30 protein-coding genes are annotated in these 19,345 nt (G+C 65.8%); 27 read left to right on the forward strand and 3 right to left on the reverse strand.

The window, feature by feature from the left end; translation table 11 throughout:
* The 24 genes from tuf to FZ029_RS04565 all read left to right on the forward strand — a co-directional run.
* Nucleotides 1–879: elongation factor Tu (tuf, locus tag FZ029_RS04450; RefSeq protein WP_149268177.1), on the forward strand; the 879-nt coding region annotated here is incomplete at its 5' end.
* A 537-nt stretch (nt 880–1,416) separates the two neighbouring features.
* Nucleotides 1,417–1,725: a 30S ribosomal protein S10 gene (gene rpsJ / locus FZ029_RS04455; RefSeq protein ID WP_012973204.1), complete on the forward strand. Its 309-nt coding sequence runs from the start codon at nt 1,417–1,419 to the stop codon at nt 1,723–1,725.
* A gap of 60 nt (nt 1,726–1,785) precedes the next feature.
* Entirely contained in the window at nt 1,786–2,496 is a 711-nt protein-coding gene (gene rplC / locus FZ029_RS04460) for a 50S ribosomal protein L3 (RefSeq protein WP_063633867.1), read from the forward strand.
* A 5-nt stretch (nt 2,497–2,501) separates the two neighbouring features.
* Nucleotides 2,502–3,122, forward strand: a complete 621-nt coding sequence (gene rplD, locus FZ029_RS04465; RefSeq protein WP_044549482.1) for a 50S ribosomal protein L4 — start codon at nt 2,502–2,504, stop codon at nt 3,120–3,122.
* Nucleotides 3,119–3,436: a 50S ribosomal protein L23 gene (locus FZ029_RS04470; RefSeq protein WP_012973207.1), complete on the forward strand. Its 318-nt coding sequence runs from the start codon at nt 3,119–3,121 to the stop codon at nt 3,434–3,436. Before rplD ends, FZ029_RS04470 begins: the two co-directional genes overlap by 4 nt.
* Nucleotides 3,437–3,452: 16 nt before the next feature.
* Nucleotides 3,453–4,280, forward strand: coding sequence for a 50S ribosomal protein L2 (gene rplB / locus FZ029_RS04475; protein ID WP_012973208.1), 828 nt, complete (start codon nt 3,453–3,455; stop codon nt 4,278–4,280).
* A gap of 12 nt (nt 4,281–4,292) precedes the next feature.
* Entirely contained in the window at nt 4,293–4,571 is a 279-nt protein-coding gene (gene rpsS, locus FZ029_RS04480) for a 30S ribosomal protein S19 (RefSeq protein ID WP_012973209.1), read from the forward strand.
* A 3-nt stretch (nt 4,572–4,574) separates the two neighbouring features.
* The gene (rplV, locus tag FZ029_RS04485) at nt 4,575–4,970 is read left to right on the forward strand and encodes a 50S ribosomal protein L22 (protein ID WP_014246892.1); all 396 of its coding nucleotides are present in this window, start codon (nt 4,575–4,577) and stop codon (nt 4,968–4,970) included.
* Complete coding sequence (gene rpsC / locus FZ029_RS04490) at nt 4,970–5,719, forward strand: 30S ribosomal protein S3 (protein WP_085088119.1); 750 nt, start codon at nt 4,970–4,972, stop codon at nt 5,717–5,719. Before rplV ends, rpsC begins: the two co-directional genes overlap by 1 nt.
* A 12-nt stretch (nt 5,720–5,731) precedes the next feature.
* Nucleotides 5,732–6,163: a 50S ribosomal protein L16 gene (gene rplP / locus FZ029_RS04495; RefSeq protein ID WP_014246894.1), complete on the forward strand. Its 432-nt coding sequence runs from the start codon at nt 5,732–5,734 to the stop codon at nt 6,161–6,163.
* Nucleotides 6,160–6,366: a 50S ribosomal protein L29 gene (gene rpmC, locus FZ029_RS04500; RefSeq protein WP_012973213.1), complete on the forward strand. Its 207-nt coding sequence runs from the start codon at nt 6,160–6,162 to the stop codon at nt 6,364–6,366. Before rplP ends, rpmC begins: the two co-directional genes overlap by 4 nt.
* Nucleotides 6,367–6,378: 12 nt before the next feature.
* Nucleotides 6,379–6,633, forward strand: coding sequence for a 30S ribosomal protein S17 (gene rpsQ / locus FZ029_RS04505; protein ID WP_014246895.1), 255 nt, complete (start codon nt 6,379–6,381; stop codon nt 6,631–6,633).
* Nucleotides 6,634–6,652: 19 nt separating this feature from the next.
* A complete protein-coding gene (rplN, locus tag FZ029_RS04510; RefSeq protein WP_012973215.1) occupies nt 6,653–7,021 on the forward strand; it encodes a 50S ribosomal protein L14 in 369 nt (122 codons plus the stop codon).
* Nucleotides 7,021–7,338 (forward strand): 50S ribosomal protein L24, encoded by a 318-nt coding sequence (gene rplX / locus FZ029_RS04515; RefSeq protein WP_014246896.1) that lies wholly within the window; start codon nt 7,021–7,023, stop codon nt 7,336–7,338. The genes rplN and rplX overlap by 1 nt, the downstream gene beginning before the upstream one ends.
* Before the next feature lie 10 nt (nt 7,339–7,348).
* On the forward strand, nt 7,349–7,891 hold the full coding sequence (gene rplE, locus FZ029_RS04520) for a 50S ribosomal protein L5 (protein ID WP_012973217.1): 543 nt from the start codon (nt 7,349–7,351) through the stop codon (nt 7,889–7,891).
* 15 nt (nt 7,892–7,906) lie between these two features.
* Entirely contained in the window at nt 7,907–8,212 is a 306-nt protein-coding gene (gene rpsN / locus FZ029_RS04525; protein WP_149197556.1) for a 30S ribosomal protein S14, read from the forward strand.
* A 13-nt stretch (nt 8,213–8,225) separates the two neighbouring features.
* Complete coding sequence (rpsH, locus tag FZ029_RS04530; RefSeq protein WP_085088120.1) at nt 8,226–8,624, forward strand: 30S ribosomal protein S8; 399 nt, start codon at nt 8,226–8,228, stop codon at nt 8,622–8,624.
* Nucleotides 8,625–8,637: 13 nt separating this feature from the next.
* Complete coding sequence (rplF, locus tag FZ029_RS04535) at nt 8,638–9,171, forward strand: 50S ribosomal protein L6 (RefSeq protein ID WP_149268178.1); 534 nt, start codon at nt 8,638–8,640, stop codon at nt 9,169–9,171.
* 5 nt (nt 9,172–9,176) lie between these two features.
* A complete protein-coding gene (gene rplR / locus FZ029_RS04540) occupies nt 9,177–9,539 on the forward strand; it encodes a 50S ribosomal protein L18 (protein WP_014246901.1) in 363 nt (120 codons plus the stop codon).
* Between the two features lie 12 nt (nt 9,540–9,551).
* Nucleotides 9,552–10,121 (forward strand): 30S ribosomal protein S5, encoded by a 570-nt coding sequence (gene rpsE, locus FZ029_RS04545; RefSeq protein ID WP_014246902.1) that lies wholly within the window; start codon nt 9,552–9,554, stop codon nt 10,119–10,121.
* Between the two features lie 2 nt (nt 10,122–10,123).
* Nucleotides 10,124–10,315: a 50S ribosomal protein L30 gene (gene rpmD / locus FZ029_RS04550; protein ID WP_014246903.1), complete on the forward strand. Its 192-nt coding sequence runs from the start codon at nt 10,124–10,126 to the stop codon at nt 10,313–10,315.
* Between the two features lie 4 nt (nt 10,316–10,319).
* The gene (gene rplO / locus FZ029_RS04555) at nt 10,320–10,805 is read left to right on the forward strand and encodes a 50S ribosomal protein L15 (protein WP_149197554.1); all 486 of its coding nucleotides are present in this window, start codon (nt 10,320–10,322) and stop codon (nt 10,803–10,805) included.
* A 123-nt stretch (nt 10,806–10,928) separates the two neighbouring features.
* The gene (gene secY / locus FZ029_RS04560) at nt 10,929–12,269 is read left to right on the forward strand and encodes a preprotein translocase subunit SecY (protein ID WP_136705169.1); all 1,341 of its coding nucleotides are present in this window, start codon (nt 10,929–10,931) and stop codon (nt 12,267–12,269) included.
* Nucleotides 12,269–12,916: an adenylate kinase gene (locus FZ029_RS04565; protein WP_149268179.1), complete on the forward strand. Its 648-nt coding sequence runs from the start codon at nt 12,269–12,271 to the stop codon at nt 12,914–12,916. Before secY ends, FZ029_RS04565 begins: the two co-directional genes overlap by 1 nt.
* A gap of 86 nt (nt 12,917–13,002) precedes the next feature.
* On the opposite strand, the gene FZ029_RS04570 is transcribed toward FZ029_RS04565, so the two are convergent.
* The 3 genes from FZ029_RS04570 to FZ029_RS04580 all read right to left on the reverse strand — a co-directional run bounded on the left by FZ029_RS04570 (nt 13,003) and on the right by FZ029_RS04580 (nt 15,658).
* Nucleotides 13,003–13,770 carry a FadR/GntR family transcriptional regulator gene (locus FZ029_RS04570; RefSeq protein WP_149268180.1) on the reverse strand — a complete coding sequence of 256 codons (768 nt, stop codon included), beginning with the start codon at nt 13,768–13,770 and terminating at the stop codon, nt 13,003–13,005.
* Nucleotides 13,771–13,921: 151 nt separating this feature from the next.
* Complete coding sequence (locus FZ029_RS04575; protein ID WP_149268181.1) at nt 13,922–14,839, reverse strand: DMT family transporter; 918 nt, start codon at nt 14,837–14,839, stop codon at nt 13,922–13,924.
* 129 nt (nt 14,840–14,968) lie between these two features.
* Nucleotides 14,969–15,658, reverse strand: coding sequence for a hypothetical protein (locus tag FZ029_RS04580; RefSeq protein WP_149268182.1), 690 nt, complete (start codon nt 15,656–15,658; stop codon nt 14,969–14,971).
* 119 nt (nt 15,659–15,777) lie between these two features.
* Here FZ029_RS04580 and FZ029_RS04585 point away from each other — a divergent pair, with 119 nt between their 5' ends.
* The 3 genes from FZ029_RS04585 (at nt 15,778) to FZ029_RS04595 (ending at nt 19,343) form a co-directional block, all read left to right on the forward strand.
* The gene (locus FZ029_RS04585) at nt 15,778–16,635 is read left to right on the forward strand and encodes an N-formylglutamate amidohydrolase (RefSeq protein ID WP_247892145.1); all 858 of its coding nucleotides are present in this window, start codon (nt 15,778–15,780) and stop codon (nt 16,633–16,635) included.
* Between the two features lie 25 nt (nt 16,636–16,660).
* Nucleotides 16,661–17,809 (forward strand): carboxylate-amine ligase, encoded by a 1,149-nt coding sequence (locus FZ029_RS04590; RefSeq protein WP_149268184.1) that lies wholly within the window; start codon nt 16,661–16,663, stop codon nt 17,807–17,809.
* A 211-nt stretch (nt 17,810–18,020) separates the two neighbouring features.
* Nucleotides 18,021–19,343, forward strand: a complete 1,323-nt coding sequence (locus FZ029_RS04595) for an O-acetylhomoserine aminocarboxypropyltransferase (RefSeq protein ID WP_149268185.1) — start codon at nt 18,021–18,023, stop codon at nt 19,341–19,343.
* Nucleotides 19,344–19,345 lie beyond the last annotated feature (2 nt).

Below are 19,345 nucleotides of genomic sequence, written 5' to 3' on the forward strand. Positions count from 1 at the left end.
GTCGTGTCGGCCGCCGACGGCCCGATGCCGCAGACCCGCGAGCACATCCTGCTGGCCCGCCAGGTTGGCGTTCCGGCGCTGGTCGTGTTCCTGAACAAGGTCGACATGGTCGACGATCCGGAACTGCTGGAGCTGGTCGAGTTGGAAGTTCGCGAGCTGCTGTCCTCCTACCAGTTCCCGGGCGACGACATTCCGATCACCAAGGGCTCGGCTCTGTGCGCCCTGGAAGACCGTCAGCCGGAGATCGGCCGTGACGCCGTTCTGGCTCTGATGAAGACGGTGGACGAGTACATCCCGCAGCCGGAGCGTCCGAAGGACCGTCCGTTCCTGATGCCGATCGAAGACGTGTTCTCGATCTCGGGTCGCGGCACCGTTGTGACCGGCCGTGTCGAGCGCGGCATCGTGAAGGTCGGTGACGAAGTCGAGATCGTCGGCCTGAAGGCGACGGTGAAGACCACGGTGACCGGCGTCGAGATGTTCCGCAAGCTGCTCGATTCGGGTGAGGCCGGCGACAACATCGGCGCGCTGCTGCGCGGCACCAAGCGCGAGGACGTCGAGCGCGGCCAGGTTCTGGCCAAGCCGGGTTCGATCACCCCGCACACCAAGTTCAAGGCCGAAGCCTACATCCTGACGAAGGAAGAGGGCGGCCGTCACACCCCGTTCTTCACCAACTACCGTCCGCAGTTCTACTTCCGTACGACGGACGTGACGGGCATGGTCTCGCTGCCGGAAGGCGTCGAGATGGTGATGCCGGGCGACAACGTCGCCATGGACGTGGCTCTGATCGCCCCGATCGCCATGGACGAAGGCCTGCGCTTCGCCATCCGCGAGGGCGGCCGCACCGTCGGCGCCGGCGTCGTTGCCAAGATCGTCGAGTGATGACCGTCCGGCGTCCACCGCAACGTGGTCGCCGGAGGGAAGGGTAGGGCGACGGGAGACAATCCCGCCGCCGGTTGTAAGAGACGGGCCGTCTTCTCCGCGCAAGCAGGGTGGGCGGTCCGCCCGGTTCTAGCCATCGGGCGTCGGCATTCGGGTCCGTCCGCCTGTCGATCCAGCTTCCTCCGACTGGGGGGAGATTCAGGATTGACACGCGGGCGCTGAACGCCTAGAGATTACGCCCTCTGGATTTTGGGTTGGTGGTAGGCAGCTTCGGCCTAGACGCAGCCCGAGACGAACGGCACGGCGCGCCTCCACGGAGGCGCGCCGTCTGCTGAACGGAACATCCCCTTCGCGCATCCGCCGCGGGGGATGTTCTTTTTTCGTATCGGCCCGTCGCATCGGTCACAGTGTCGCCCGTCGACCCCGCTTCGGTGGTTCGGCGCGCGGCCTTGCGCTGTCGGCGAAGCCCCAAAGCAGCTCGTGGAGTTCCGGTGACGCGTCCGCGTCATCGCTAGAAGGTGCAAGGGACGTTTGGACATGGACAGCCAGAACATCCGCATCCGTCTGAAGGCGTTCGATCATCGCGTGCTCGACCAGTCGACCAGCGAGATCGTCAACACCGCCAAGCGGACCGGCGCGCGCGTGCGGGGCCCGATCCCCCTGCCGACGCACATCGAAAAGTTCACCGTGAACCGCTCGCCGCACATCGACAAGAAGTCGCGCGAGCAGTTCGAGATCCGCACCCACAAGCGCCTGCTCGACATCGTCGATCCGACGCCGCAGACCGTGGATGCTCTGATGAAGCTCGACCTCGCCGCCGGCGTCGACGTCGAGATCAAGCTCTGATTTTGGTTGGTAAGGGACCTCTCCGGTAAGCGGATGTCCCTGGTCAGGAGATAAAGAACAATGCGATCCGGTTTGATCGCGCAGAAGGTCGGCATGACCCGCGTCTTCACGGACGACGGCCAGCATGTTCCGGTCACTGTGCTGAAAGTCGACAGCTGCCAGGTCGTCGCCGTTCGCACCGAGGACAAGGATGGCTACACCGCCGTCCAGCTCGGCGCGGGCGCCATCAAGGTCAAGAACGTCAACAAGCCTGAGCGCGGGCATTTCGCCAAGGCGCGCGTGGAGCCGAAGCGCAAGCTGGTCGAGTTCCGCGTCGATGCCGATGCCCTGATCGAGGTTGGTGCCGAGCTTTCGGCCGCCCACTTCGTCGCCGGCCAGTACGTCGACGTCACCGGCACCTCCATCGGCAAGGGCTTTGCCGGTGCGATGAAGCGCTGGAACTTCGGTGGTCTGCGCGCCACGCACGGCGTGTCGGTGTCGCACCGTTCGCACGGTTCGACGGGTAACCGTCAGGACCCCGGCAAGGTCTTCAAGAACAAGAAGATGGCCGGTCATCTCGGTGACGAGCGGGTCACGGTTCTGAACCTGCAGGTCGTCGCCGTCGACGAAGCCCGTGGTCTGATCATGCTCAAGGGTGCCGTCCCCGGCGCCGAGGGCGGTTGGCTGCGCATCCGTGACGCCGTCAAGAAGAAGGCTCCGGAAGGCCTGCCCTTCCCGGCCGGCATCAAGTCTGCTCCGGCGGCGGAAGCCCCGGCCGAGACGCAGGAGTGAGCGCCATGAAGGCCACGATCAAGAACCTGAACAACGAAGCCGTCGGCGAGATCGAGCTGTCGGACGCCGTGTTCGGCCTGCCGACCCGCACCGACCTGCTGGCCCGCATGGTGAACTGGCAGCTGGCCAAGCGCCGCTCCGGTAACCACAAGACCAAGGGCATCAGCGAGATCAGCGGCACGACCAAGAAGCCCTACTCGCAGAAGGGCACCGGTCGCGCTCGTCAGGGCTCCATCCGTTCGCCGCAGTTCCGCGGCGGTGCGACCATCTTCGGGCCGGTGGTGCGTTCGCACGCCCACGACCTGACGAAGAAGGTCCGCAAGCTGGCGCTCAAGACCGCCCTGTCGGCCAAGGCCGCCGAGGGCAAGCTGATCGTCCTGGAGGCTGCGGCCGCCGAGACGCACAAGACCAAGGAACTGGCGGCTCGTCTCGCCACCCTCGGCCTGACTTCGGCGCTGATCATCGATGGCTCGAACCTGGACGAGAACTTCGCCAAGGCTTCGCGCAACATCCCGCTGATCGACGTGCTGCCGGAGCAGGGTGCGAACGTCTACGACATTCTCCGCCGCGATACGCTGGTCCTGACCCGCAACGCGGTCGAGCAACTGGAGGCTCGCCTGAAATGAGCAAGCAGTCGAAACCTGCGGTGAGCCAGGAGCGGATGTACGACCTGATCCTCGCTCCCGTCATCACCGAGAAGTCGACGTTGGTGTCGGAGCATAACCAGGTCACGTTCCGCGTGCCGCTCACGGCCTCCAAGCCGGAGATCAAGGCCGCCGTTGAAGGTCTCTTCAACGTCAAGGTGACCGCGGTCAACACCCTGGTTTCCAAGGGCAAGACCAAGCGGTTCCGCGGCACCATCGGCCGTCGCTCGGACTTCAAGAAGGCCGTCGTCACCCTCGCCGAGGGTAACAAGATCGACGTGACCACGGGCATCTGAGCGGGAGTGTGATCCGATGGCTCTGAAGCAATACCGCCCGATTACGCCGTCGCTCCGCCAGCTGGTCATCGTTGACCGCTCGGAGCTGTGGAAGGGCAAGCCGGTCAAGACCCTCACCGAGGGTCTGACCAAGTCTGGTGGACGCAACAACACCGGCCGCATCACCGCGCGCCGGATGGGTGGCGGTCACAAGCGCACCTACCGTCTGGTGGACTTCAAGCGTCGCAAGTTCGACGTTCCGGCCACCGTCGAGCGGCTGGAATATGATCCGAACCGCACGGCGTTCATCGCGCTGATCAAGTACCAGGATGGGACCCTGTCCTACATCCTGGCGCCGCAGCGCCTGAAGGTCGGCGACACGGTCATCTCGGGCGAACGCGTCGACGTGAAGCCCGGCAACGCCATGCCGCTGAAGAACATCCCCGTCGGTTCGATCGTGCACAACGTCGAGCTGAAGGCCGGCAAGGGTGGTCAGGTGGCTCGTTCCGCCGGCACCTACCTGCAGCTGGTCGGCCGCGACGGCGGCTACGCCCAGCTGAAGCTGCCGTCCGGCGAGCTGCGCATGGTTCGTGGCGAGTGCATGGCCACCCTGGGTGCCGTGTCCAACCCGGACCAGATGAACACCAACCTGGGCAAGGCCGGTCGCAACCGCTGGCTGGGCAAGCGTCCGTCGGTCCGTGGCGTCGCCATGAACCCGATCGACCACCCGCACGGTGGTGGTGAGGGTCGCACCTCGGGCGGCCGTCATCCGGTCACGCCGTGGGGCAAGCCGACCAAGGGCAAGAAGACTCGTCACAACAAGAAGACGGATGGCCTGATCCTGCGCCGCCGTCATTCGAAGTAAGGAGGTCGAACGATGGCACGCTCCGTTTGGAAGGGCCCGTTCGTCGACGGCTATCTGCTGAAGAAGGCGGACAAGAGCCGGGCTTCGGGCCGCAACGAGATCATCAAGATCTGGTCGCGTCGTTCGACCATCCTGCCGCAGTTCGTCGGTCTGACGTTCGGCGTCTACAACGGCCACAAGTTCCTGCCGGTTCTGGTTACCGAGCACATGATCGGTCACAAGTTCGGCGAGTTCGCTCCGACGCGGACCTTCTATGGCCACGCGGCGGACAAGAAGGCGAAGAGGAAGTAAGCCATGGGCAAGTCTGCCAATCCCAGCCGGATCGCGGAGAACGAGGCTCTGGCCCGCAATCCGATGATCCGCACCAGCCCGCGGAAGCTCAACCTCGTCGCCCAGCTGATCCGGAACATGGATGCCAGCCGCGCCGTGGCCGAGCTGACCTTCTCCAAGCGCCGCATCGCCGGCGAGGTGAAGAAGGTCCTGCAGGCCGCGATCGCGAACGCCGAGAACAACCACCAGCTCGACGTCGACCGTCTGTACGTGTCGTCGGCGACGGTCGGTCGCGCTCTGGTGATGAAGCGCTTCCACGCCCGTGCCCGCGGTCGCGGCGCCCGGGTCGAGAAGCTGTTCAGCAACCTGACGATCATCGTTCGCGAGCGTGACGCCGCCGTTGCCGAGGGGGCCGAGTAATGGGTCAGAAAATCAATCCGATCGGGCTGCGCCTCGGCATCAACCGGACCTGGGACAGCCGTTGGTTCGCCAAGCGCGACTACGCCAATCTGCTGCACCAGGACCTGAAGCTGCGCGGCTATCTGCAGGGTCGCCTGCAGCAGGCCGGTTGCTCGCGCGTCGTCATCGAACGTCCGGCCAAGAAGGCCCGCATCACCATCCACTCGGCCCGTCCGGGCGTGGTGATCGGCAAGAAGGGCGCGGACATCGAGAAGCTGCGTCTTGAGCTGTCGAAGATGACCGGCAGCGAGGTGAGCCTGAACATCGTCGAAATCCGCAAGCCGGAAATCGACGCCCGCCTCATCGCCGAGAACATCGCCAGCCAGCTCGAGCGCCGTGTGGCATTTCGTCGCGCCATGAAGCGCGCCGTGCAGTCCGCCATGCGTCTGGGCGCCCAGGGCATCCGGATCAACTGCTCCGGCCGTCTCGGCGGTGCGGAAATCGCCCGCATGGAGTGGTACCGCGAGGGCCGCGTTCCGCTGCACACCCTGCGCGCCGACATCGACTACGGTGTGGGCACCGCCAAGACCACCTACGGCACCTGCGGTGTCAAGGTGTGGGTGTTCAAGGGCGAGGTCATGGCTCACGACCCGATGGCGCAGGACAAGCGCATGGGTTCCGAGCCGGTGTCGACCGACGGCGAACCGCGCCGCGATCGGCATGATCGTCGCGACCGTCGCGAGCGCTCCGAGCGCTCCGAACGCGAGTAAAGGGGCCGAGCGATGCTTTCTCCCAAGCGCACGAAATTCCGTAAGGCCCACAAGGGCCGCATCCACGGCAACGCCAAGGGCGGCACCGCCCTGAACTTCGGCTCCTTCGGCCTCAAGGCCCTGGAGCCGGAGCGCATCACCGCCCGGCAGATCGAAGCGGCCCGCCGCGCGATCACCCGTGCGATGAAGCGACAGGGCCGCGTCTGGATCCGCATTTTCCCGGATCTCCCCGTCTCCACCAAGCCCGCCGAAGTCCGCATGGGTTCCGGTAAGGGTTCGCCGGAGTACTGGGCGGCCCGCGTGAAGCCCGGCCGCATCCTGTTTGAACTGGACGGCGTGCCGGCAGATGTGGCAAAAACCGCCTTCGCTCTGGCGGCCGCGAAGCTGCCGATCAAGGTGAAGCTGGTGACCCGCCTGGGCGGTGTCGAGGAGACCGCGGCATGAAGGCCGTAGACATTCGTACGAAGAGCGCGGATGAGCTGAACGATCAGCTCCTCCAGCTCAAGAAGGAACAGTTCAACCTGCGTTTCCAGAAGGCCTCCGGCCAGCTGGAGAACACCGCGCGGGTGAACACGGTGCGCCGCGACATCGCCCGCATCAAGACCATCCTCGGCGAGCGTGCCCGCTCCGCCGACGCCGGCAAGTAAGGGGGATCATCCATGCCTCGCCGCGTTCTGCAGGGCACGGTGGTCAGCGACAAGTGCGACAAGACCGTTACGGTTCTTGTCGAGCGCCGTGTCATGCACCCCGTGTACAAGAAGTTCATTCGTCAGTCGAAGAAGTACGCCGCCCACGACGAGGGCAACCTGTTCAAGGTCGGCGATACCGTTTCGATCATCGAATGCCGCCCGATCTCGAAGTCCAAGCGTTGGACGGTCGTGACGGAGTCCGCCGCCGACAGCGGCGCCGCGTGATAACGAAAGGTCGTAAACAATGATCCAGATGCAAACCAACCTGGAAGTCGCCGATAACAGCGGGGCGCGCCGGGTGCAGTGCATCAAGGTGCTTGGCGGGTCCAAGCGGAAGGTCGCGACCGTGGGCGACGTCATCGTCGTCTCGGTCAAGGAGGCCATTCCGAAGGGCCGCGTCAAGAAGGGCGACGTGCATCGCGCCGTCATCGTCCGCACCGCGAAGGAACTGCGTCGGGAGGACGGGTCGGCGATCCGTTTCGACCGGAACGCCGCCGTGCTCATCAACAAGCAGGGCGAGCCGATCGGCACCCGTATCTTCGGGCCGGTCACTCGCGAGCTGCGCGGCAAGAAGTTCATGAAGATCATCTCGCTGGCGCCGGAGGTGCTGTAATGGCCGCCAAGATCAAGACCAAGGACAAGGTCGTTGTCCTGACCGGCCGTGACAAGGGCAAGACCGGCGAGGTGTTGAAGGTTTTCCCCAAGGAGAACCGTGCCGTTGTGCAGGGCGTGAACGTGGTGAAGAAGCACCAGCGTGCCAGCGCCCGCTCGCAGGGTGGCATCATCGAGATGGAGGCGCCGATCAACGTCTCCAACCTCGCTCACGTCGATCCCAAGGATGGCAAGCCGACCCGCGTCGGTTTCAAGATCCTTGAGGATGGCCGCAAGGTGCGTGTCGCCAAGCGGTCCGGCGAAGTCATTGACCTGTGAGGACCCGGGCATGACCGCACGTCTGAAAGAAGTTTACGATTCCAAGATCCGCGCCGCTCTGAAGTCGGAATTCGGCTATAAGAACGACCTGGAAGTTCCGCGGATCGAGAAGATCGTGGTCAACATGGGTGTCGGCGAGGCTGTCGCCGACTCCAAGAAGATCCAGCTCGCCGTGGCCGAGATGGCCGCCATCACCGGTCAGAAGCCGGTGGTGACCAAGTCGCGCAAGTCGATCGCCCAGTTTAAGCTGCGCGAAGGCATGGCGATCGGCTGCAAGGTCACGCTCCGTCGCGACCGCATGTACGAGTTCCTGGATCGCCTGGTGACGATTGCGTTGCCGCGCGTCCGTGACTTCCGCGGTATCCCGGGTGACAGCTTTGACGGCCGTGGCAACTACGCCATGGGCGTCAAGGAGCAGATCATTTTCCCGGAGATCGATTACGACAAGATCGATCAGATCCGCGGCATGGACATCATCATCGTCACTTCGGCGAAGACCGACCAGGAAGCCAAGGCTCTCCTGAAGGGCTTCGACATGCCGTTCGTGAGCTGAGGCTGGAGCACGACCATGGCTAAGACCAGTGCCATCGAAAAGAACAAGCGTCGCGCCAAGCTGGCCAAGCAGTACGCGAACAAGCGTGCGCGCCTGAAGGCAATCGCGAACGACAAGACCCTCCCGCCGGAAGAGCAATTCGCTGCCCGCCTCAAGCTGGCCGAACTGCCGCGCAACTCCTCGAAGGTGCGCGTCCGGAACCGCTGCGAAATGACCGGGCGTCCGCGCGCGTTCTATCGCAAGTTCAAGCTGTCCCGCGTCACGCTCCGCGAACTGGCCTCGACCGGCCAGATTCCGGGCATGACGAAGTCGAGCTGGTAAGGAGGGTCCGAGAATGTCTTTGAGCGATCCGCTCGGCGATATGCTGACCCGCATCCGCAACGGTCAGCACGCCCGCATGTCCGTTGTGGTTTCCCCGGCGTCTAAGCTGCGCGTCAACGTCCTGGAAGTTCTGAAGCGTGAAGGCTTCATCCGCGGCTGGTCCGAGGAAGAACTGCGTCCGGGCGTCAAGAACCTGAAGATCGAGCTGAAGTACCACGAAGGCGAGCCTGTCATTAAGCAGATCGCCCGTGTGTCGAAGCCCGGCCGTCGCGTCTACTCGAAGATCGCCGACCTGCCCCGTGTCTACAACGGGCTGGGTCTGTCGATCCTGTCGACCCCGCGCGGCGTGATGTCGGACAACGAGGCCCGCTCCGCCAACGTCGGCGGCGAAGTCCTCTGCCGCGTGTTCTAAGGGGGATTGGCAGATGTCGCGCATTGGCAAGCATCCCGTGCCGGTTCCGGCTGGCGTCGACGTGAAGGTCGACGGTCAGCAGGTCACGGCCAAGGGCAAGCTGGGGCAACTCAGCATGACCCTGATCGACGACATCACCGCCTCGCTGGAAGACGGCAAGGTGGTGGTGAAGCCGGCAAACGACAGCAAGCGCGCCCGCGTCATGTGGGCGACCTCGCGCACCCTGATCAACAACATGGTCACCGGTGTCAGCCAGGGCTTCACGATCAACCTGGAAATCAACGGCGTCGGTTACCGCGCGGCCGTGCAGGGCAAGGAGCTGGTCATGCAGCTCGGCTTCTCGCACGACGTGAAGTACCCGATCCCGGAAGGCATCACGATCAAGTGCGACAAGCCGACGGCCATCTCGGTCAGCGGCTACGACAAGCACATGGTCGGCCAGGTTGCCGCCGAGATCCGCGGTTGGAAGAAGCCGGAGCCCTATAAGGGCAAGGGCATCAAGTACGAGACCGAAACCGTCCTGCGCAAGGAAGGTAAGAAGAAGTAACCGCCATGCTGAAGCCAAAGCAACTCCACGAGCGCCGCAAGCAGCGCGTGCGCGCGCAGATTGCCAAGAAGGCCGGCGGGCGCGTTCGCCTCTCGGTCTTCCGGTCCAATCTGCACATCTACGCCCAGATCATCGACGACGAAAACGGCAAGACGCTCGCGTCCGCCTCGTCGCTCGAGAAGGAGCTGCGCGAGCAGCTCAAGCACGGCGGCAACGTCGATGCTGCCAAGCGCATCGGCGAGCTGATTGCCGAGCGCGCCAAGGCCGCTGGGATTACCGAGGTCGTGTTCGACCGCGGTGGTTACATTTACCATGGCCGGGTCAAGGCCCTGGCCGACGCCGCCCGTGAGGGCGGGCTGTCGTTCTAAGGAGGCCCGGATATGGCACGTGAACGTGGGGAGCGGGACAACCGCGACCGGCAGCCGCGCGAGCGGGAAGAAAGCGAGCTGATCGAAAAGCTCGTCGGCATCAACCGCGTCGCCAAGGTCGTCAAGGGTGGTCGTCGCTTCGGCTTCGCCGCTCTGGTCGTCGTTGGTGACGGCAAGGGTCGCGTCGGCGTCGGCTCGGGCAAGGCCCGTGAGGTCCCGGAAGCCATTCGCAAGGCGACCGATCAGGCCAAGCGCGGCATGATCCGTGTTCCGCTGCGCGAAGGCCGCACGCTGCATCATGACACCAACGGCCACTTCGGTGCCGGCAAGGTCGTGCTGCGGGCCGCTCCGGCCGGTACCGGCATCATCGCCGGTGGTCCGATGCGCGCGATCTTCGAGGCTCTCGGCGTCGCTGACGTCGTGACCAAGTCGATCGGCACGTCGAACCCGCACAACATGATCAAGGCGACCTTCGACGCCCTGACCCAGGTCACCAGCCCGCGGTCCGTCGCGGCGCGTCGCGGTCGTCGCGTGAGCGACATCCTCGGCCGTCGTGAGGCCGGCGCCGGACAGGAGGCCTGATCATGGCGGAGAAGAAGACCGTCGTCGTGACCCAGATCGGCAGCCCGATCGGCCGCAAGCACGACCAGCGCGAGACGCTGGTCGGTCTGGGTCTCAACAAGCTGCACCGGACCCGCGAGCTGGAGGACACTCCGGCCGTGCGGGGCATGATCGCCAAGGTCGCGCACCTGGTCCGCGTCGAGAACGAGGGCTGAGATCATGACCAAGCTTAATGACCTGCGTGACAACGCCGGTGCCCGCAAGGCGCGCATGCGCGTCGGTCGTGGTATCGGTTCGGGCAAGGGCAAGACCGCTGGCCGCGGCGTGAAGGGTCAGACCTCGCGCACCGGCGTGGCGATCAACGGCTTCGAAGGCGGGCAGATGCCTCTGCACCGCCGCCTGCCGAAGCGTGGTTTCCGGAACATCTTCGCCAAGGAATACTCGGTGGTTAACCTGGGCATGATCCAGAAGGCCATCGACCTGGGCAAGCTGAACGCCGCCGAGACCATCGATGCCGCGGCGCTCAACGCCGCCGGTGTCACCGGCAAGCTGAAGAAGGACGGCGTCCGTCTCCTGGCCAAGGGCGAGCTGACCGCGAAGGTTTCCTTCACGGTCGCCGGTGCGTCCAAGTCGGCCATCGAGGCGGTCGAGAAGGCTGGCGGCAGCGTCACGCTGACCGCTCCCGCCGCCGAAGCCGCCGAGTAAAGTTCCGCGACAAGCCCGTGCTTGCGTGCGGGCTTTCGTGGCACTACAAAAAGCGAAGTCGCGAGGGGCGGCCTGCGTCATGCAGTGCCGCCCCGTTCGCGCTTACGGGACAGGGATTGGACCATGGCATCAGCGGCCGAGCAGCTTGCCGCCAACATCAATTTCGGGGCTTTCTCCAAGGCGACCGAGCTGAAAAAGCGGATTTGGTTCACCTTGGCGGCCCTGATCGTCTATCGGTTGGGCACATACATCCCGATTCCGGGCATTGATCCGCACATTCTGCAGGACGTGTTCAAGCAGCAGGGCAGCGGCATCCTGGGCATGTTCGACATGCTGGCCGGCGGCGCGCTGCACCGCATGACCATCTTCGCGCTCAACATCATGCCGTACATCTCGGCGTCCATCATCGTGCAGCTGCTGACCGCCGTGTCGCCGCAGATGGAGGCGATGAAGAAGGAAGGCGAGGCCGGGCGCAAGAAGCTGAACCAGTACACCCGATTCGGCACGGTGGCGCTCGCCACGGTGCAGGCCTACGGCCTTGCGGTCGGTCTCGAGTCGATGCGCGGCTCCACGGGAGCGGCGGTGCTCGATCCGGGCCTGTTCTTCCGCGTCGCCACGGTCATCACGCTGGTCGGCGGCACCATGTTCCTGATGTGGCTGGGTGAGCAGATCACCGCCCGCGGCATCGGCAACGGCACCTCGCTGATCATCTTCGCCGGCATCGTCGCGGAACTGCCGCGCGCGCTGGTCAACACGCTGGAACTCGGCCGTCAGGGCGCTCTGTCCACCGTCTTCATCATCCTGATGCTGCTGATGGCCGTGGGCGTGGTGTTCTTCATCGTCTTCATGGAGCGCGCCCAGCGTCGTCTGCTGGTGCAGTACCCGAAGCGACAGGTCGGCAACCGGGTGTTCGGCGGCGAAGCGTCGCACCTGCCGCTGAAGATGAACACGGCCGGCGTCATTCCGCCGATCTTCGCGTCGTCGCTGCTGCTGCTTCCGCTGACTGCGGTGGGCTTCGCCGGCGGCGAGGGGCCGGAGTGGCTGCAGGCGGTGTCGCGCTACGTCGCGCACGGTACGCCGCTCTATATGCTGCTGTATGCCTCTCTGATCGTGTTCTTCTGCTTCTTCTACACCGCCATCGTCTTCAATCCGACGGAGACGGCCGACAACCTGCGCAAGTATGGCGGCTTCATCCCGGGCATCCGTCCGGGCAAGAACACCGCCGACCACATCGACTATGTGCTGACGCGGCTGACGGTCATCGGCTCCGCCTACCTTGTGGCGGTTTGTCTCCTCCCCGAAATCCTGATATCCCAGCACTCGGTTCCGTTTTATTTTGGCGGCACCAGCCTGCTGATCGTGGTCACCGTCACGATGGACACGGTCGCGCAGATTCATTCCCACCTGCTGGCTCACCAGTATGAGGGATTGATCAAGAAATCTAAGCTTCGGGGGAGAAAGTAATGAACCTCATACTGCTCGGTCCGCCGGGCGCCGGGAAGGGGACCCAGGCGCGCCGTCTGGAAGACACTCGTGGTCTGGTGCAGTTGTCGACCGGCGACATGCTCCGCGCCATGGTGGCGGAAGGTGGGCCGCTCGGGCAGCAGGCGAAGGAGATCATGGCCGCCGGCAAGCTGATGCCGGACGAGCTGATGGTCAGCATGATCGCCGAGCGCATTTCGAAGCCGGACGTGAAGAACGGCTTCATCCTCGACGGCTTCCCGCGCACCGTGGCCCAGGCCGAGGCGCTCGACAAGATGCTCGACGAGAAGGGCCTTAAGCTCGACCATGTGATCGAGATGCGGGTGGTCGACGACGTGCTGGTGGAACGCATCACCGGCCGTTACACCTGCGCCAAGTGTGGCAAGGGCTATCACGACAGCTTCGAGAAGCCGAAGGTCGAGGGCGTCTGCGATGTCTGCGGCAGCACCGAGTTCAAGCGGCGCGCCGACGACAATGCGGAGACGGTGACCACCCGTCTGGCCCAGTACCATCAGCAGACGGCGCCGATCCTGCCCTATTACCAGGGCCGCGGCGTGCTCAAGGTGGTGGACGGCATGGCCGACATCGATGAGGTGACCAAGGAGATCGGGACGATCCTCGCCAGTTGAGGATCGTCGCCGGTCGGTTGTAAAAAGGCCGCAGTCTCCTTCGGGAGGCTGCGGCCTTTTTCGTTATCAGGGGCGGATTTCGGAGATCAGGCGCCGGTGGCGTCGGGGGAGGGCGTGGCGTTCGACCGGACGGCCGGTTCATCGGTCATGGTGCGGTAGCGCGCCAGAATCCAGCCGAGATGGGCGGTGACGGCGTTGGCAGCGCCATCCGGATCGCGCCGGGCGATGGCCTGATGGATGGCACGATGGTGGTCGATCATCAGCGCTTCATGGTTCTCCATGAAGGGTTCGGTGTGTTTCATTTCGACCATGTTGCCGAGGATGTCGCGGATGGTCGACAGCAGGTGGAGATAGACCGGACTGCCGGACGCCTGGGCGACGGCAACGTGGAAATCCATGTCGTCCGCCGCGCGTCCGCCATCGCGGTTGGTCTCGCTCATCGCCGCCAGGATGCGGCCGATGGTGTCGATCTGCTCCTGCGTCGCGCGTTCGGCTGCGCGGCGGGCCGCCCAACTTTCCAGCGCCATGCGGATCTCGACGAGATCGCAAAGGTTCTGATGGGTGCTGCGCACCATGGTGGTCAGGGCGCCGTCCATCACACCGGCCGAGGACACCACGCGCGTGCCGCCGCCCTGGACCGCGGTGAGGAATCCCTGGGTCTTCAACTTTTGCAAGGCGGCGCGGACGGATACCCGGCTGACGTGCAGCTGTTCGGCCAACTGGCGTTCGCCCGGCAGGCGCTCCCCCGGCACCAGCTCGCCACGCGCGATGCGGTCGAGAAGCTGTTGGGCCACCCACTCCGATATGCGTTGCGAGGAGGAGGGGACGTGAGCGCTGTCGTCGGTGCCGGGCACGGTTTGTTCCCCTTTGATCGGAAGGCGGTTCATCGATGGTTGGTCATACCGGTAACGGTCCCTGCGGGCGCGGTCAATGGGGCACAGCCACGCTGCGGCGCCTTGCCCGCGGGACGGAAAAACAGAGCGGCGATCACGCGAAGACGGTGTCTCAGCGGCTGCCGCGGCGAGCCATCAGGATGCCCAACAGGATCACCGCGGCGCCGACCGCCTGCAAGGGTCCCAAAGGTTCGTTCAGCAGGATCCAGGCGAGGATCGCGGCCGCCGCCGGCTGCAGCAGCAGGCTCACCGACGAGAAGGACGCCGGCAGGTGTGCGAGGGCATAGGCGATCAGGCTCTGGCCGCCGGCATGGCTGAACAGGGCGAGGCCGGCCAGAACGGCCCAACCGGCGGCGCTCCCCGGCAGCATCGCCTCGCCGTCGGACAGTCCCAGCGGCAGCAGCACGACAGCGGTGATGGCCCCGCTCCAGGTCATGATGGTCGCGGTGGAGAATTCGGCGCGCAGGCGCCCGACCGACAGGATATAGCCGGCATAGAAGGCGGCGGTCAGCAGGCCCAGCGCGTCGCCGAACAGGTGATCGGCGCCGAGTTGGAAACTCTGGCCCATCAGCACGACGGCGCCGGCCAGCGCCAGCAGCATGCCCAGGACGAACCGGCCGGTGATCCGCTCCTTGAACAGGAACCATGCGGCCGGCGCCACGAACAGCGGGGCGAAGTTCGCGAGCAATGTGGAGTTTGCGACCGAGGTGTAGCGGATCGACGTGTGCCAGATCGCAAGATCGCCGGCGAAGAACAGCCCTGCCAGCGACAGCCTGCCATAGTCGGAGAGTGAGGACGGGCGGCGGCTGGCCCGTCCGCCCCGCTGCCACGATTCGCTGCCCATCCACAGCGCCAGGACCGGGGTCGCCAACGCCGTGCGCCAGAAGCCGGTGGCGACCGGACCGACCTCCGACAGGCGGACGAAGATGGGCGCGAAGGCGATGCCCAAGGCGCCGATCAGCAGCGCGATCAGGGCGATGCGCTGCGTCCGGTACAGATGGTCGGCGGTGAAGGCACTGGCGTCTGGCATGGACCGCTTATATCCGCGGTCCAGCCACCGGGCCAGCGGGATGCAAGTCATGGCTGCCGTGCGCCTCCGCGGTTCCCCCGGAAGCTGCCGGATGGGCGGCCAAGCCGGCCTTTTCGGCCGGGATGCGGATCAGCGCGGCCGGATGCGGCGAAGCGACACCGCCTCGTCGTCTTCGGTGCTGTACTCATCGTAATGCACCGGGCAGCGGCCGTCCTTGCGCGGCTTGTCCTTCACCGTCGCCGGATACCAGTCGCCTTTCCACTGGACCTCCACCCGCATGCCGGGCTGGCACAGCGACGCTCCGGCCTGATAGCCGGCAGCGGGGGCGGTCGCCATCGGGCTTGGGGAAGCGCCCGGCGGGATGGGGCTCAGCATCGGCGCCGCCGCGGGTGCGGGGGCCGGCTTCTCCTGGTCGCAGAAGGCGGTGCAGACGCGCTTGGCGATCACCTGCCCGCCGCAGCTTCCACCGAAACAGTCGCGATAATCGGCCTCGCACCGCGCTTCGCAGCTGCTGTTGCCGCAGGAATAGGAGCGGTCGAAATCGCTCACCGACTTCTTGATCGGCTTCTTCTCCGCCTGCTGGCGGTTGACATAGGACTGATACTCGTAGAGGGCCCGCGACCGCGCCTCGTTCACGCAGGCCTGCTGCGACATGCCGCAATTCTGACGGCAGTAATTGCGGTTCTGCTGGCACTGGTTGACGCAGAGCCGGCCTTCGGCCGAGCTTGGCGGGACGAGGCTGTATTGCGTCTCGTAAACGGGTCCGCAAGCGCTGAGCAGCGCCATCACGGCAAAGCAGAGGGTGAGCAGGCGGAGCATGCGGGGTGTCTTCCGGGTGGGTTCGCGCGGAGAGGGAGTCGGAGCGTATCAGCTTGCCGTTCGGGCTACCACCATCGGCCGCGCTTCCGCCCGGCGCTGCGGTTGCGCTAGTGTGGCATATGGCCTCATCACCTTCCGAACATCGCCAGCCCGTCACCGCTCCCGCACCGGCGCCCCGTGCGGCAACGCCGCTGTTGGGTCCGAACGATCCGCCGCCGACGACCACGCTGAACCCGGATGCCGGCGGGCCGCTGCTGCTGGTGTGCGACCATGCGTCGCGTGCGATTCCCGCCCTTCTCGGCGACCTGGGTTTGCCGGAGGAGCAGCTCTGCCGCCACATCGCCTACGACATCGGGGCGGCGGAGGTGACGCGGCGGCTGGCCGACCGCTTTGGCGCCACCGCGGTGCTGTCCGGTTTCTCCCGTCTGGTGATCGACCCGAATCGCGCGATCGAGGATCCCACGGCGATTCCGGTGGTCAGCGATGACGTGGTGATCCCCGGCAATCGCGCGCTGGATGCCGAGGCCCAGGCCCAGCGGGTGGAGGCGCTGTTCAAGCCCTATCACGCCGCGGTGGCGGCGGCCGTCTCGACGATCCGCGCCCGCGGACAGGTGCCGGTGATGGTGTCGGTCCACAGCTTCACCCCGGCGATGCGCGGTGTGGCGCGGCCCTGGCACATCGGCGTGCTGTGGGACAACGATCCGCGCCTGCCGGTGCCGCTGATCGAGGCGCTGAAGGCCGATGGCCGCTGGTGCGTCGGCGACAACCAGCCCTATTCCGGCCGCGGCACGCTGGGCGGTACGGTGGAGACCCACGCGACGCCCGCCGGATATCCCAACGTCCTGCTGGAGGTTCGGCAGGACCTGATCGCAACGCCCGAGGGTGCCGAACTGTGGGCGCAGGTGATCGGCGATGCGCTGGAACCGCTGCTGTCCCTGCCGTCGCTGGCGACCATCCACCATTATCCGCGGGCCTGAACATCGAATGGAAAGCGCCGTGCCAATGGAAAGCGCCGTAAGCGAACCGTCCTTCACCCTCGGCCTGGAAGAGGAATATCTGCTGGTCGACCGCGGCACGCGCGACATCGTGCCCAGCCCGCCCGACGAGATGCTGGAAGCCTGTCAGGAACAGGCGCCGGGCCGCATCCACCCGGAATTCCTGCGCTGCCAGATCGAGGTGGGGACGCCGGTCTGCAGAACGCTGGACGAGGCGCGGACCGAGTTGGCGGCGTTGCGCGCCACAGTGGCCGGGGTGGCCGACCGCTATGGGCTGGCGCCGATCGCGGCCTCCACCCATCCCTTTGCCGCGTGGGAGCCGCAGAAGCACACCAACCGCGACCGCTACAACATGCTGGCCCGCGATCTGGGCGCGCCGGCCCGCCGGCTGATGATCTGCGGCATGCATGTCCATGTCGGGATCGAGGACGACGACCTGCGCATCGACCTGATGAACCAGGTCCGCTATTTCCTGCCGCATCTGCTGGCGCTGTCGACCTCCTCGCCCTTCTGGCGCGGGCGCGACATGGAGCGCCGGTCCTACCGGCTCAGCGTCTGGCACGAGCTGCCGCGCACCGGCATGCCCGCCGGCTTCCAGAGCTTCGGCGAGTATCAGAGCCACGTCGCCGTGCTGGTGAATGCCGGGGTTATCGAGGACGCCAGCAAGCTGTGGTGGGATATCCGCCCGTCCTCGCGCTTCCCGACGCTGGAGATGCGCATCACCGACATCTGCACCCGGCTGGACGACGCGGTGACGGTGGCGGCGCTGTATCGCTGCCTGCTGCGCATGCTGTGGCGGCTGAAGGCGCGCAACGTCACCTGGCGGCCCTACAAGAACCTGCTGATCGAGGAAAACCGCTGGCGCGCCCAGCGCTATGGGCTGGACAGCGGGCTGGTCGATTTCGGGCAGGGGCGCATCGTGCCCTATGCCGACCTGCTGGACGAGATCATCGACCTGACCCGCGAGGATGCCGAGCATTTCGGCTGCACCGCCGAGGTCGAACGGGCGCGTGAGATCGTCGCCCGCGGCACCAGCGCCCATCGGCAGATCGCGATCTTCCAGGCGGCGCTCGCCGACGGCGCCGACGAGGACGAGGCGCTGCGCCGGGTGGTGGACTGGCTGGCGGAGGAGACGATGGTGGGGGTGGCGCCCTGAGGGATACGCTTCGGCGCAGCGCCTCCCAACCGCCCCCTCCCAACCGCCCCCTCCCAACCGCCTTGACGCGCGCGTCAGGTCTCCATACGCTTCCGCACCGTCGATGCCGCTGGAATGCGGGTTGAACAGGGCTGGCAAATAAAAAGCTGACAAGCAGAGAGGGCCGCTCGTCGTTGGCGGCCCTCTTCCAACATCAAGGGGAGGGAGGAGCATGGCCGGCGCCAAGTTCCTGAAGTTCGATACGCAGAGCCTGCATGCAGGCCAAAGGCCCGATCCGGCGACCGGATCGCGGGCGGTTCCGATCCACCTGACCTCCTCCTACGTCTTCAGCGACGTCGATCAGGCGGCGGCCCTGTTCAATCTGGAACGGCCCGGCCACATCTATTCGCGCATCTCCAACCCCACCGTCGCGGTGCTGGAGGAGCGGCTGGCGACGTTGGAAGGCGGGGTGGGTGCGGTCTGCACCGCCAGCGGACAGGCGGCGCTGACGCTCGCCATCATGACGCTGATGGGGGCGGGCGGGCACATCGTCGCGTCCTCCTCCATCTATGGCGGCAGCCGCAACCTGCTGGCCTATACGCTGCCGCGTTTCGGCATCACCACGACCTTCGTCCATCCGCGCGACCTTGACGGCATCCGCGCGGCGATCCGGCCGGAAACCCGGCTGGTCTTCGGCGAGGTGCTGGGCAATCCGGGGCTGGAGGTGCTGGACGTGCCGAAGGTCGCGGCCATCGCCCATGAGGCCGGCATCCCGCTGCTGATCGACTCGACCTTCACCACGCCCTATCTCTGCCGCCCGTTCGAGCATGGCGCCGATCTGGTCATGCATTCCTGCACCAAGTGGCTGGGCGGGCACGGCACCGCCATCGGCGGCGTGGTGATCGACGGCGGCCGCTTCGACTGGGAGGCGTCCGGCAAGTTCCCGACCCTGACCGAGCCCTATGCCGGCTATCACGGCATCGATTTCGCCGAGGAATACGGCCCGGCCGCCTTCATCGCCCGCGCCCGCGCCGAGGGGCTGCGCGATTTCGGCGCCTGCATGAGCCCGATGAACGCCTTCCAGATCCTGCAGGGGGTGGAAACGCTGCCGCTGCGGATGAAGGCGCACATCCACAACACCCGCAAAGTCATCTGCTTCCTGGAAGGGGAGCTGAATGCGGAGAAGGGCGCCGTCGCCTGGGTCTCCTATCCGGAGCTGGTGGACCATCCCGACCACGCCCTGGCCGCCCGGCTGCTGCCGCACGGCGCCGGCTCCATCATTTCCTTCGGCATCCGGGCCGGTGCGCATGGCGGCCGCGAGGCCGGTCGCCGTTTTATCGAGTTGCTGTCCCTGTTCTCGCACCTCGCCAACGTCGGCGACGCCAAGTCGCTGGTCATCCATCCCGCCAGCACCACCCACGCCCAGCTCGATGCCGAAGCGCTCGCCGCCGCCGGGGTGGGGGAGGACATGATCCGCCTGTCCATCGGGCTGGAGGATTGCGAAGATCTGATCGACGACCTGAAGCAGGCGCTGCGCGCCGCCACCAAGGGCTGAGG

The sequence above is a fragment of the Azospirillum sp. Sh1 genome, assembly GCF_008365135.1.
GTDB lineage: Bacteria > Pseudomonadota > Alphaproteobacteria > Azospirillales > Azospirillaceae > Azospirillum > Azospirillum oryzae.